11 protein-coding genes are annotated in these 12,787 nt (G+C 71.2%); 10 read left to right on the plus strand and 1 reads right to left on the minus strand.

Annotated elements, in window-relative coordinates:
• Positions 1-1,013: 1,013 nt before the first annotated feature.
• Positions 1,014-2,345: a hypothetical protein gene (locus tag LWF15_RS34675; RefSeq protein WP_232815243.1), complete on the minus strand. Its 1,332-nt coding sequence runs from the start codon at positions 2,343-2,345 to the stop codon at positions 1,014-1,016.
• A gap of 143 nt (positions 2,346-2,488) precedes the next feature.
• On the opposite strand from LWF15_RS34675, the gene hisI reads away from it, so the two are divergent.
• The 10 genes from hisI (at position 2,489) to lgt (ending at position 12,692) form a co-directional block, all read left to right on the plus strand.
• On the plus strand, positions 2,489-2,914 hold the full coding sequence (gene hisI, locus LWF15_RS34680) for a phosphoribosyl-AMP cyclohydrolase (RefSeq protein ID WP_232815244.1): 426 nt from the start codon (positions 2,489-2,491) through the stop codon (positions 2,912-2,914).
• Positions 2,911-4,518 (plus strand): anthranilate synthase component I, encoded by a 1,608-nt coding sequence (locus LWF15_RS34685; protein WP_232815245.1) that lies wholly within the window; start codon positions 2,911-2,913, stop codon positions 4,516-4,518. Before hisI ends, LWF15_RS34685 begins: the two co-directional genes overlap by 4 nt.
• Positions 4,515-5,195: a Trp biosynthesis-associated membrane protein gene (locus LWF15_RS34690; protein WP_232815246.1), complete on the plus strand. Its 681-nt coding sequence runs from the start codon at positions 4,515-4,517 to the stop codon at positions 5,193-5,195. The genes LWF15_RS34685 and LWF15_RS34690 overlap by 4 nt, the downstream gene beginning before the upstream one ends.
• 129 nt (positions 5,196-5,324) lie before the next feature.
• Positions 5,325-5,582, plus strand: coding sequence for an HGxxPAAW family protein (locus tag LWF15_RS34695; protein ID WP_232815247.1), 258 nt, complete (start codon positions 5,325-5,327; stop codon positions 5,580-5,582).
• 178 nt (positions 5,583-5,760) lie between these two features.
• Positions 5,761-7,068, plus strand: a complete 1,308-nt coding sequence (locus LWF15_RS34700; protein ID WP_232815263.1) for an RDD family protein — start codon at positions 5,761-5,763, stop codon at positions 7,066-7,068.
• Between the two features lie 37 nt (positions 7,069-7,105).
• Positions 7,106-8,566: a DUF2752 domain-containing protein gene (locus LWF15_RS38330; RefSeq protein WP_408624636.1), complete on the plus strand. Its 1,461-nt coding sequence runs from the start codon at positions 7,106-7,108 to the stop codon at positions 8,564-8,566.
• A gap of 125 nt (positions 8,567-8,691) precedes the next feature.
• The gene (gene trpC, locus LWF15_RS34705) at positions 8,692-9,507 is read left to right on the plus strand and encodes an indole-3-glycerol phosphate synthase TrpC (RefSeq protein WP_232815248.1); all 816 of its coding nucleotides are present in this window, start codon (positions 8,692-8,694) and stop codon (positions 9,505-9,507) included.
• Positions 9,508-9,528: 21 nt separating this feature from the next.
• Complete coding sequence (gene trpB / locus LWF15_RS34710) at positions 9,529-10,830, plus strand: tryptophan synthase subunit beta (protein WP_232815249.1); 1,302 nt, start codon at positions 9,529-9,531, stop codon at positions 10,828-10,830.
• The gene (trpA, locus tag LWF15_RS34715) at positions 10,827-11,639 is read left to right on the plus strand and encodes a tryptophan synthase subunit alpha (protein ID WP_232815250.1); all 813 of its coding nucleotides are present in this window, start codon (positions 10,827-10,829) and stop codon (positions 11,637-11,639) included. Before trpB ends, trpA begins: the two co-directional genes overlap by 4 nt.
• A gap of 24 nt (positions 11,640-11,663) precedes the next feature.
• On the plus strand, positions 11,664-12,692 hold the full coding sequence (gene lgt, locus LWF15_RS34720; protein WP_232815251.1) for a prolipoprotein diacylglyceryl transferase: 1,029 nt from the start codon (positions 11,664-11,666) through the stop codon (positions 12,690-12,692).
• Positions 12,693-12,787 lie beyond the last annotated feature (95 nt).

The following is a 12,787-nucleotide window of genomic DNA, read 5'->3' on the forward strand; positions in this document are numbered from 1 at the left end:
CGGCCCGTTCCCACCCGGCCGGCCTCAGCCGGCCCGTTCCCACCGGGTCGGCCTCAACCGGCCCGCCCTGCTCAACCGGCCTGCCCTGCCCCACTCACCCGGGCGGCCCACCCAACCGGCCCACCCAACTAGTTCGTTCCAGCCGGCCGGCCTCAACCGGCCCGTTCCCACCCGGCCGGCCTCAACCGACCCGCCCAGCTACCCCGGCCCGACTGATCCCACCCGGGCCCGACCGACCCAACCCCACCCCGGCCCGACCGACCCCAGACCAGCCCCCGGTGGGCTGGGCCGATCTGGGGGCGCCGGCCGGTCCAGGTAGCTGACGTCAGCGCGGCGTCTCCTTGCCCGGCCCTGGTGGCGAAGGCCAGGAACGGGGGCACTGGGGAGGGGCCGGACGATCACTTCTCCTTCAGAAGACCGCACGCCGGGACGGCGCCGACCAAGAAGTGCGGGCGACCGACCCAAGACTGAGCTTGGGCAAGCCGTCCGACCGACGGGCTGGAAGATGCTCGGACTATGCGTAAAGAAAGTCCCCTATCCAGCAGACAGATCGTCTCGGCCATCCTCATCACGAAGGCCGCGTCGGCCAGGTGAAGCCAGGGCGAGACTCTATTTACACGTGGAGCCGCCAGTTGGCGACCACCGAACCCGCCCGCCCGGCCTGCCTCCGGCGATCGCTGTGCCGGTTCGGCGTGCTTGTCACCGGCGATCGATGAGCCAGTCCGCCCTGCTTGTCACCGGCGACCGCGGAACGAGTCCGCCCTACCCGTCACCGGCAATCGCTGAGCCAGTCCCATGCCCGCCCCCGCCAGCCAGTCGTCGACCGCGGCCGACCCCTGAGCGCCCGCGGCCCAGCCAAGCCGCCACCGCGAGCCACCCTGCGTGCCAGGCCACCTATCAGGCCCGGCAACCGAAACCACCCGCCACACCGAAGCACTCGCAGACCGGCCCCACCACACCGAGGGTAGTTCTCCACACCCAAGAACCAGCCAAGGACAGCCCGCCGAACCCGGTCAGCCGAACTGATCCGGTGTATCCGCGGCGGCCGTGTGCAAGACCTCGTCCCCACTGCGGTCCCGGGCCCGTGGCAGGGAGACGGCGTGCCGGTCCGCGATGCGCTGCAGCCGACGCCGCTGCTTGCGATAGCGGCGTTGCACACCCTTGCGCAGTCGCCCGGCCAGCACCTCGCTGATCTCGCGGGCCGAGAGATCCTCTACCCGGGCCAACTCCTTCTGCGACCGGGCCGAACCGGGCAGCCCGTCCTGCTCGCCGATGCCGCGTGCCACCTCGTCCGGGAAGAAGGCGTTGCCGCTGCTGGCCCTCGAGACCACCCCGAGAATTGCCTGCACCGCTGTGTCCACCGGCACCAGGCCAGGGGCCGGGGCAGCCTGCGGAGCACCGGCGTAGGCCTCGGTCAGCAGGTCCGCGTCCCCGATCACCGTCATTCCTTCCCGCTCCAGGGCACTGATCGTGTCCCGGTAGCCCTGGGCCAGCGAGACCGCGCGCTCCACCGCCCATTCCGGGGTGTGAACGGCGGCCTCCTCGTCGGAAGGCATGAGCTCCACGGTCCGCAGGACCGAGCCGTAGCGGACCAGGTCGGCGTACTCCCTCCAGGGGAAGTCGCGCTCGCGCAGTTGCACGTTCAGCCGACGGAACAACTCGGTCTCGGCCGCCGACATCGACCGGTTCTGCCGCCCACCCCGCACCCCGGTGAGCGTCCCCGCCGGAAGGTGCAGGAGATCGTCGAAAGTCCGCATCAGCAGGCCCCGGTCGGCCGGGTCGAGCACCACCGTGGTGAGGTTCTCGGCACCGGCCGCCTCGGTCCAGCGCTGGAGCACCGCCCCCTGGTCGTGACGCCGCCAGAACGAGGGTGTGACACCCCGCTTCGGTGGTGACGCGAGCATCGCCGAGCACCACTGCGCGTAGTCCAGCTGGTGACCGCTCTTCAGGTACTGCTGCCAGGCCGACGGCATGATCCGGGTCAGCGGCCGCAGGGTCAGCACCACCCGCACCTGGCCCCGCCCACCCAGGTCGGCCACGATCCGGTCGGCGACCTCCGGCGTCGCCTCGCACAAGTACTCACTGGACACGAAGCGCAGCCCTGGTGCGGCCTGGGCCAGCAGCCGCCGCCAGTGCCGATCGCTGTGTGCGCGTTCACCGGCCTGCCAGCCCACACCCTGGCCGAGCACTCCGAGGGCGGCCCGGGCCTGTTCCAGCGGAGTCCCGGGCATGCTCAGCCCGAACGCCTCCAGACCGCCGGGCGAGCGGCTCTTCAGATCCTCCAGGGAGGCCTGGATCGCCGTGGTCCCGGTCTTGGGAGCGCCAATGTGAAGCAGAGTGGGCATAACCCCATCATTCAGTGAACGCAGGGGGTCGCGCACGCTAACGAGGTGTGAAACGCCTGTGTAGACAGGTAACGGCAGTCCTTCGAGCCCAAGTCAGGGGTGGGGCCACACGGCCTGCACCCCGGCGATGCCACTATTGGCCGGTGAGTGCGACCCCAGTAGATCCTTCCGCCGGCTCCCCGCTGGAGCCCGCCCTGGCCGCGAGACTGCGCCGCAACGCCGACAACCTGGTCAGCGCCGTGGTCCAGCAGTGGGACACCCGCGAGGTGCTGATGGTCGGCTGGATGGACGACGAGGCTCTGCATCGCACGCTGACCTCCGGCCGGGTCACCTTCTGGAGCCGCAGCCGCCAGGAGTACTGGCGCAAGGGCGACACCTCCGGCCACGTGCAGTGGGTGAAGTCGGTGGCACTGGACTGCGACGGCGACGCCCTGCTGGTGACCGTCGACCAGGTCGGCGCCGCCTGCCACACCGGCGACCGCACCTGCTTCGACGCCGACCGGCTGGACGCGGTCACCGGCCCCGTGCTCACCCCGCCGAACAACCAGACCGAGGAGTCCCCCGCGTGAGCGTGACCAGCCCGGCCGAAGACACTCAGGAGACCGTCCCCACCGACCTGGGCTTCGGCGGCACCTGGCCGGACCTCGACGGCTTCCGGCGTCTGGCCGCCGACCGCCGTGTCATCCCGGTGGTGCGCCGGTTCCTGGCCGACGGCGAGACCCCGATCGGCGTCTACCGCAAGCTGGCCGGCAACCGGTCCGGCACCTTCCTGCTGGAGTCCGCCGAGCACGGCGGGGTCTGGTCGCGCTACAGCATCGTCGGTGCCGCGAGCCGGGCCACGCTGACCGCCCGCGACGGGGTGGCGCACTGGATCGGTGACCCGCCGGTGGGCGTCCCGACCGGGGGAGACCCGCTGGCCGCCCTGCGCGACACGGTGGAGGCACTGCGGGCCCCCCGCCTGCCGGGCCTGCCTCCGCTGACCGGGGGAATGGTGGGCTACGTCGGCTGGGAAGCGGTGCGTCGCTGGGAGAAGCTGCCCAACCCGCCGCAGGACGAGCTCGAGGTGCCGGAACTGGCCATGAGCCTGGCCACCGACCTGGCCGTGCTCGACCACTCCGACGGCACGCTGCTGCTGATCGCCAACGCGGTGAACTACGACGGGACCGACGAGCGGGTCGACGAGGCCTGGGCCGACGCCGTTTCCCGGCTCGACCGGATGACCCGTCAGCTGGCCGAGCCCGCGCCGAGCACAGTCGCCGTGCACGCCCCCGCGCCGACCGACCTGAAGCCCCGCGAGCGCAGCCGGCGCGACGACTACATCGCCTCGGTCCTGCAGGGCAAGCGCGGCATCGTCGACGGCGAGGTGTTCCAGGTGGTGCTCTCGCAGCGCTTCGACCTGGACTGCCCGGCCGACGCGATCGACGTGTACCGGGTGCTGCGGGCCTCCAACCCCAGCCCCTACATGTACCTCTACCGCACCGAGGACGCGGCCGGCCGTGAACTGGCGGTGGTCGGTTCCAGCCCGGAGGCGCTGGTCAAGGTCACCGACGGCCGGGCGATCACGCACCCGATCGCCGGGACCCGTCCCCGGGGCGCCACCGCCGGTGAGGACAACGACCTGGCCGAGGACCTGCTGGGAGACGCCAAGGAACGCGCCGAGCACCTGATGCTGGTCGACCTGGCCCGCAACGACCTGCAGAAGGTCTGCGTCGCAGGCAGCGTCGAGGTGGTCGACTTCATGGAGGTCGAGCGCTACAGCCACGTCATGCACCTGGTCTCCACCGTGGAGGGCCGGATCGCGGAGGGGAACAGCGCGTACGACGTCCTGCGCGCCACCTTCCCGGCGGGCACCCTCTCCGGCGCTCCGAAGCCCCGCGCGATGCAACTGATCGACGAGCTCGAGCCGGTCCGGCGCGGCCTCTACGGAGGCGTCGTGGGCTACCTCGACGTGGCCGGGGACATGGACTTCGCGATCGCCATCCGTACGGCGCTGCTGCGTGAGGGGGTGGCTCACGTACAGGCCGGCGCGGGCATCGTGGCCGACTCGGTGCCGGAGAGCGAGGACCAGGAGTGCCGGAACAAGGCCGCTGCGGTCCTGCGCGCAGTGGCGGTGGCCGCCACCATCCGTGAGGTCGCCGAAGAGAACCAAACAATGGACGGGGGGCGCCAGTGAGCGCCCACCCCGCCTCTGCGTCGGCGGGCTCCCGTTGGGCGAGCCTCACCGGACGTCGCACGGTGGTGATGACCGGGCTGCTCGGTGCCGGTCTGATCCTGCTGGGGGTCTCCCGCCCCTGGGGCACCGTCCAGGTGGTCAACCTGGCCTCGTTCGGTGACCTGGAGATCAGCGGGGCCACGGCGGCCCCGGCCGGCACGGCGGTGGCGCTCGCCGTGGCCGCCGCCTCACTGGTTCTGACCATTGCCGGCCGGGTCGTGCGTTTCCTCATCCCCTTCGGCGTGCTCGTTGCGGGGGCGGCGCTGGCCTACAGCGGGGTGGCCACCCTCAGCAAGCCCGACGAGGCCGCCGGGAACGCCGTGCGCGACACGCTCAGCCTCGGCGGCGGCGACTTCGTCGACGGCTTCACCTTCACCACCAGCCTGAACGGCTGGGGCTGGATCTACGTCGCCGGCGCCCTGGTGATCGTCCTGGCCGGGCTGCTCGGGGTACTCGGCAGCCGGTCCTGGCCGGTGGGCGGGAAGCGGTTCGAGCGGGAGGCGACCAAGAGCCCGATCGAGGACGAGGGGCGCCCGGCCGTCGGTGGATGGTCCAGTTCCGCGGACGTCTGGGACGCGCAGAACCGCGGCGAGGACCTGACGTCGGACCCGGCCCCGAACGGGTCCGACCGCAGCTGAGCCACCCCGGCACACCCCCTGACCGCCGGCCAGGGGGTGTGCCGCGACGGGCGGCCGGTGAACCGATATCGTCCCTGCAGGCCCGGCTGAATCAGCCGACAGAATGTGGGCCGTTCGAAAGGGGACGCAATGGCGGGCACGAAAGAACACCCGAAGCCTCCGGAGCAGGACTTCCACGACCCGTACGGGCACGGCCACTCGGTCGCCGCCTGGGTCTCGGTCACGGTCGTGATGTTCGGGGCTCTGCTCATGACCATCGCCGTCGCGATCGGCTGGGACATGCTCTGGTTGTTCGTCGTCGGCGCCGTGGTGGCCGTCGTGGCCGGCCCGGTCACCGGCAAGGTCCTCGGCGCGATGGGTTTCGGCGCGCAGCGCTCCACCCACTGAGGGCACCACCGGCCCCCGTGACGCGTTGGCCGGGGTAGAGGCCCGGTGAGAACCCGGCCGGCCGCCCCGGCAGCAGTCGTTCCGGGGGCGGTGGCCGGTCACTTGCCGGGCGGCAACGCGCCGGTAGCCTCCGTTCCGGCCAAGTGCCCCCCAGACCCGTAGCGACCTTGAGGTGACCATGTCGGAGTACGGCTCCACCCCGCCCCGCGACCCGCGAAGAGAGGGCGAGCACGGGCCGGACGAGCAGGACGGCCGTCAGTCCGCGTCCAGGCAGCCGGGTCAGCCCGACCAGACGGGCCAGACGGGTCAGACGGGTCAGACGAGTCAGGGCAGCTACGGCCAGTCGCAGTACGGGCAGAGCGGGCCTACCTACGGCCAGAGCGGTCCGACCTACGGCCAGAGCCAGCCGCCGTACGGTCAGGCGCAGTCTTCGTACGGCCAGGGCCAGTCCGGTTCGGGTGACAGCCAGTACGGCCAGGGTTCATCCTCCTACGGTCAGGGGCAGTCCTCGTCTGGGCAGAATCAGCCGCCTTACGGTCAGTCCCAGTCCTCGTATGGCCAGTCCGGCTCTGGTGGTGACCAGTACGGGCAGGGTTCGTCTGCCTACGGTCAGGGGCAGTCCTCGTCGGGACAGAGTCAGCCGCCTTATGGTCAGTCCCAGTCCTCGTATGGCCAGTCCGGCTCCGGTGGCGACCAGTACGGCCAGGGTTCGTCGGCCTACGGCCAGGGGCAGCCCTCGTCCGGGCAGAGTCAGCCGCCTTACGGTCAGTCCCAGTCCTCGTACGGGCAGTCCGGCTCTGGTGGTGACCAGTACGGGCAGGGCTCGTCCTCCTACGGCCAGCAGCCCGAGCCCGGTTCGCCCGCGCAGCAGTACGGCCAGGGCCAGTACGGGCAGGGTCAGTACGGCCAGGGGCAGCCGCAGTACGGGCAGCAGCCCGCCTACGGCGACAACCCCTACGGCCAGCAGCCCGCCTACGGTTCGTTCGGCCAGCAGCCCTACGGCAACCCGATGGGCGGCGGCATCCCGGCCAACATCGAGTTCTCCAGCATGGGCCGCCGCCTCGGCGCGTTCCTGCTCGACGGCCTCATCCTGGGCGTCGCCGGCGCCCTGCTCGGGGTGATCTGCTTCGGCCTGATGGCCTCCGGCAGCGACCTCGAGAACCCGGACACCCTGCTCGCCTCGGCCGCCTACATGACGTTCTGGGGCCTGGCCTTCGTCGGCTCGCTGGCGTACCAGATCGGCTTCGTGGCCCTACGCGGCGCCACGCCGGGCAAGATGATCCTGGGCATCCGCATCGTCCGCACCGAGGACGGCCGGGTCCCCGGCTGGGTGCCGGCCATCCTGCGCTGGCTCGTGCCGTTCGTCGGCAGCTTCGTCTGCGGCATCGGCCAGCTGGTGGTCTACCTCTCGCCGTTCTTCGACTCCAGCGGCCGCCGCCAGGGCTGGCACGACATGGCCGCCAAGACCGTGGTGATCAAGGTCTGAACCCGGTGAAGGAGCTCTGCGGGGCGGGTCCGTGCCGATGGACGTGAACCCGCCCGCAGACCCGCCCGCACACCAAGCTGACGAGGCACGCCAGGAACCCCGGGCAAACAGCGCCCCCGCCCACCCCCAGCCGTACGCGGCCCTGGCCCGGCCGAAGACCCGCCCCAGGGCCCTGCCTCACCCACGAGCCCTGACCCACCTCCAGGGCCCAGCTCACCCCCGGGCCCGCCCCCTCGCCGTGGCCGCCGTCCTGGCCGCCGCCACCGGCTACCTGGCCGCCGTGGACCCGTCCGAGCCGGGCCACTACCCGGGCTGCCCGATCCTGGCCCTGACCGGCTGGTACTGCCCGGGCTGCGGCGGTCTGCGGGCCATCCACCACCTGACCCGGGGCGACCTGCTCGCGGCGGCATCCTCGAACCTCGTCGTCACCCTCGCGGTGCCGGTCGCCGTCGTCCTCTGGTTCCGCTGGTTCCTGCGCACCCCGAGAACAGCCCCCCGGGAAGCGGGCCCCCCGGAAACGGCCTCCCCGCCAGCCGGCACCCGGGATGTGGGCGCAGTGGAACCCGGCTCCCGGGATGTGGGGAGTTCGGTGCCTGGCACCCGGGATGTGGGTGTCCAGGAACCTGGCTTGCGGGATGTGGGTGTCCCGGAGACTGGCGCCTGGGATGTGGGGAGGTCGGTGCCTGGCTCCCGGGATGTGGGTGCTCTGGAAACTGGCTTCCGAGAAGTGGGTGCCCCGGAGTCTGGCTCCGAGGATGTAGGTGCTCTGGAGTCTGGCTCTCAGAATGTGGGTGTCCCGGAAACTGACGCCTGGGATGTGGGGAGCTCGGTGCCTGGCTCCCGGGATGTGGGTGCTCTGGAAACTGGCTTGCGGGATGTGGGTGCCCAGGAGTCTGGCTCTCAGAATGTGGGCGCCCCGGAAACTGGCGCCTGGGATGTGGGGAGCTCGGCGCCTGACTCCCGGGATGTGGGTGCCCTGGAACCTGGCCTCCGGGAAGCGGGGCCCCCGGAATCTGGCTCTCAGAATGTTGGTGCCTTGAAACCTGGCTCCCGGGATGTTGGTGCCCCAAAATCCGGCTCCTGGGATGTGAGTGCCCTGGAACCAGGCTTCCGGGAAGCGGGCCCCCCGGAATCGGGCTCCCAGAATGTTGGTGCCCCAGAATCTGGCTCCGGGGATATGGGTGTCCGGGAACCCGGCACCCGGGAAGCCCGCCCTCCAGACACTCACGCACCAGAATCCAGCACCCCGAAAACCTGCACGCACCAGGCCAGTGCCCCGGAATCCCCCTTCCCAGAAGCTCCTGTCCCCGCAGCCCGGGCCCTGCGACCCCGGACCCCGAGTCCCACCGTCCCGACGCCCCCGCCTCCCTCCCCAGCCCTCCCGAACGGGCGCCTACCTTCTGGTACCCGGGTGTGGCCGCTGACCCTCCTGGCGCTCGGGCTTATCCTCTTCGCGGTGCTACGGAACCTTCCGGGGCTCGAAGTACTCGCTCCATAGCACAACCTCCGGGGCCGGGACCTGCGGGTCCATGCGCACCGTAGGGGACGGAGCACCCTCCGGGCATCGGTACCATCGACGGGTTGACACCACCGCGTGACGAGCGATTTGACGAGGAGCCTTGTGTGACTGTGCTCGATGAGATCCTCGTCGGGGTCAGAGCTGACCTGGAAGAACGCCAGGCCGCCACGCCGCTGGAGAAGCTCCAGGAACGGGCCGCCCAGCTGCCCTCGGCGAAACCGGCAGAGTCGGTGCTGCGGCACGGCGACACCGTCAAGGTGATCGCCGAGGTGAAACGGTCCAGCCCGAGCAAGGGTTCCCTGGCCGAGATCGGCGACCCGGCGGGCCTGGCCACCGAGTACGAGTCCGGCGGCGCCTCGGTGATCAGCGTGCTCACCGAGAAGCACCGCTTCGGCGGCAGCCTGGAAGACCTGGCCAACGTCCGCGCCGCGGTCGACGTGCCGGTCCTGCGCAAGGACTTCGTCTTCACCAGCTACCAGGTGTGGGAGGCCCGGGCCACCGGCGCCGACGCCATCCTGCTGATCGTCGCCGCACTCGAGCAGGAGGCCCTGGTCTCGCTGATCGAGCGGGTCCAGTCGGTCGGCATGACCCCGCTGGTCGAGGTGCACGACGAGGAAGAGGTCAAGCGGGCGGTGGACGCGGGCGCCACGGTGATCGGGGTCAACGCCCGGAACCTGAAGACCCTCGAGGTCGACCGCAACACCTTCGCCCGGCTCGCCCCCACGATCCCCTCGGGCATCGTGCGGATCGCCGAGTCCGGCGTGCGCGGCCCGCACGACGTGCTCGACTACGCCCGCTCCGGTGCCCACGCGGTGCTGGTCGGCGAGAGCCTGGTGGTCGGCAACAACCCGCGGGGAGCCGTGGCCGACCTGGTCGCCGCGGGCTCGCACCCCGCGCTGCGGGCCGGCCGTTCCTCCTAAGAACAGCGAGAACTGAAAGCGATGACGGACACCACCGGTCCCACCACGCCGACCAGCGAGCGCCTGCGCGACGCCGTCGGCCCCTACTTCGGCCGGTTCGGCGGCCGCTTCGTCCCGGAGGCCCTGGTGGCCGCCCTGGACGAGCTCGACGCCGCGTTCGCCGCCGCCCAGGTCGACCCGGCGTTCATCGCCGAGCTCGAGCAGCTGCACCGCACCTACTCGGGCCGGCCGAGCATCCTCACCGAGGCTCCCCGGTTCGCCGCGCACGCGGGCGGCGCCCGGGTCCTGCTCAAGCGCGAGGACCTGAACCACACCGGCTCGCACAAGATCAACAACGTGCTCGGCCAGGCTCTGCTCACCAAGCGGATGGGCAAGCCGCGGGTGATCGCCGAGACCGGGGCCGGCCAGCACGGCGTGGCCACCGCCACCGCGGCCGCGCTGATGGGCCTGGAGTGCGTGATCTACATGGGCGAGGAGGACACCCGGCGGCAGGCGCTCAACGTCGCCCGGATGCGCCTGCTCGGCGCCGAGGTGGTGCCGGTCACGGCCGGTTCGCGGACCCTGAAGGACGCGATCAACGAGGCGATGCGTGACTGGGTCACCAACGTCGACACCACGCACTACCTGCTCGGCACGGTCGCCGGGCCGCACCCGTTCCCGACCATGGTGCGCGAGTTCCACCGGGTCATCGGGGAGGAGGCCCGCGCCCAGGTCCTCGAGCTCACCGGCCGGCTGCCGGACGTGGTCACCGCCTGCGTCGGTGGCGGCTCCAACGCGATCGGCATCTTCCACGCCTTCCTCGACGACCCGCAGGTCGGGCTGCTCGGCCTCGAGGCCGGCGGCGACGGGATCGAGACCGGCCGGCACGCCAGCTCGATCACCGGTGGTGCGGCCGGGGTGCTGCACGGCAACCGGACGTTCATCCTGCAGGACGACGACGGCCAGACGATCGAGAGCCACTCGATCTCGGCCGGGCTGGACTACCCGGGCGTCGGCCCGGAGCACGCCTGGCTGGCCGAGTCCGGCCGGGCCCGTTACGAACCGGTCACCGACGCGGACGCGATGGAGGCCTTCCAGCTGCTGTGCCGCACCGAGGGCATCATCCCGGCGATCGAGAGCTCGCACGCCCTGGCCGGGGCGATCCGTGAGGGCCGGCGGCTCGGGCCGGAGGGCATCGTGCTGGTCAACCTCTCCGGCCGGGGTGACAAGGACGTGGACACCGCGGCCCGCTGGTTCGGCCTGGTCTCCTCGGACGACCTGGTCGCCTCGGAGGCCGAAAGGGTCGTGGCCGCCGACGAACTGAAGAACGAGGGCAGCAAGTGAGCAGCGTCGCACCGGTCCTCGCCCAGGCCAAGGCCGAGGGGCGGGCCGCCCTGATCGGTTACCTGCCGGTGGGCTTCCCCGACCACGACGCCTCGATCGCCGCGATGGTGGCGATGGTCGAGAACGGCGTCGACATCGTCGAGATCGGCGTGCCCTACAGCGATCCGCTGATGGACGGCCCGGTCATCCAGCACGCCGTCGAGGCGTCCCTGGCTGCCGGTGCCCGGCCGCGCGACACGCTCAAGGCCGCTGCGGCGGTGGCCGAGGCCGGCGCCCCCGCGCTGCTGATGTCCTACTGGAACCTGGTCGACCGTTACGGCGTGCCGAAGCTGGCCGCCGACCTGGCCGCCGCCGGGGGAGCGGGCCTGATCACGCCCGACCTGATCCCGGAAGAGGCGGGGGAGTGGGTCGAGGCCTCCGACGAGCACGGCCTGGACCGGGTCTTCCTGGTCGCGCCGTCGTCCACCGACGGCCGGCTGGCGATGACCGCCGCCGCCTGCCGGGGTTTCGTCTACGTGGCCTCGACGATGGGCGTCACCGGGGTGCGCTCCAGCGTGAACGACGCGGCCGAGGTCCTGGTGCGCCGGACCCGGGCCGTCACCGACCTGCCGCTGTGCGTCGGTCTGGGCGTCTCGAACGCCGAACAGGCCGCCCAGGTGGCCGGTTTCGCCGACGGGGTGATCGTCGGGTCAGCCTTCGTGCGGGCCCTGGCCGAGGCCTCCTCGCCGGCCGAGGGCGTACGCGCCGTTGGTGAGCTTTCTGCGAAACTGGCCGAGGGCGTCCGTTCGGGGCGATCCGCCGACTTGTAGACCCACGACCGAGGAGGTAGCGGGATGAACGCCGCACTGCTGACGGCGATCCCGAGTCCGGACCAGGGGGTCTGGCATCTCGGCCCGCTCCCGCTGCGGGGCTACGCGCTGAGCATCCTGATCGGGATCGGCCTGGCCATCTGGACCTGCCAGGTGCGCTGGAAGGCCCGGGGCGGCGACCCGACGGTGGTGCTCGACATCGCCACCTGGGCCGTGCCTTTCGGTGTGGTGGGGGGTCGCCTCTACCACGTGATCACCTCTCCGCAGCAGTATTTCGGCGAGAACGGCGACCCGGTCAAGGCCCTGTACGTCTGGGAGGGCGGCCTGGGCATCTGGGGGGCCGTCGCCCTGGGGGCCCTCGGTGCCTGGATCGCCTGCCGCCGCAGGGGAATCCGGCTTCCTCCGTTCGGTGACGCGCTGGCCCCCGGGCTGCTGTTCGCGCAGGCGTTCGGCCGGCTGGGCAACTGGTTCAACAACGAGCTCTACGGCAAGGCGCTGGACGAGAGCAATCCGTTCGCGCTGAAGATCTACGAGTGGGACAACTCGGCCGGCCGGGCGATCCGCGACTCGATGGGCGAGCCGGTCGTGCAGGGCTACTACCACCCCACGTTCCTGTACGAGGCGCTCTGGAACGTCCTGGCCGCGCTCTTCATCATCTGGGCCGACCGCCGCTTCCGGCTGGGGCACGGCCGGGTGTTCGCGCTCTACGTGATGTCGTACTGCCTGGGACGCGGTTTCATCGAGACCTTGCGCATCGACGAGGCGAACCACATCCTTGGTCTGAGACTGAACGTGTGGACGTCCGTCCTGCTGTTCACCGGCGGTCTCGTCTACCTGCTGATCTCGTCCCGGCTGCGGCCCGGTCGTGACTCCTCCCTGTACTGGCCCGGGCGTGAACCCGCGGTCGGCGGGCAGGACGAGCCGACCGCCACCGCACCGGATCCGGTCCCGGCGGTGGGCGAGAGTTCCGGCAGCGGCACGAAGGACGTCGACGAGAACGGCAAGGGTGCCGTTCCCGAGGCCGAGGCGGTAGCGAAGAAAACCGGCGACTGACCGGATTTTCTCGCGCTTTCACCGGCCCCGCACCGAACGTCTTACGGCGGAACAGCCGTGAAACACGATTGATCGTCAGGTACCTCCCGGATCCG

The organism is Kineosporia rhizophila (genome assembly GCF_021277265.1).
Classification (GTDB): Bacteria; Actinomycetota; Actinomycetes; order Actinomycetales; family Kineosporiaceae; genus Kineosporia; species Kineosporia rhizophila.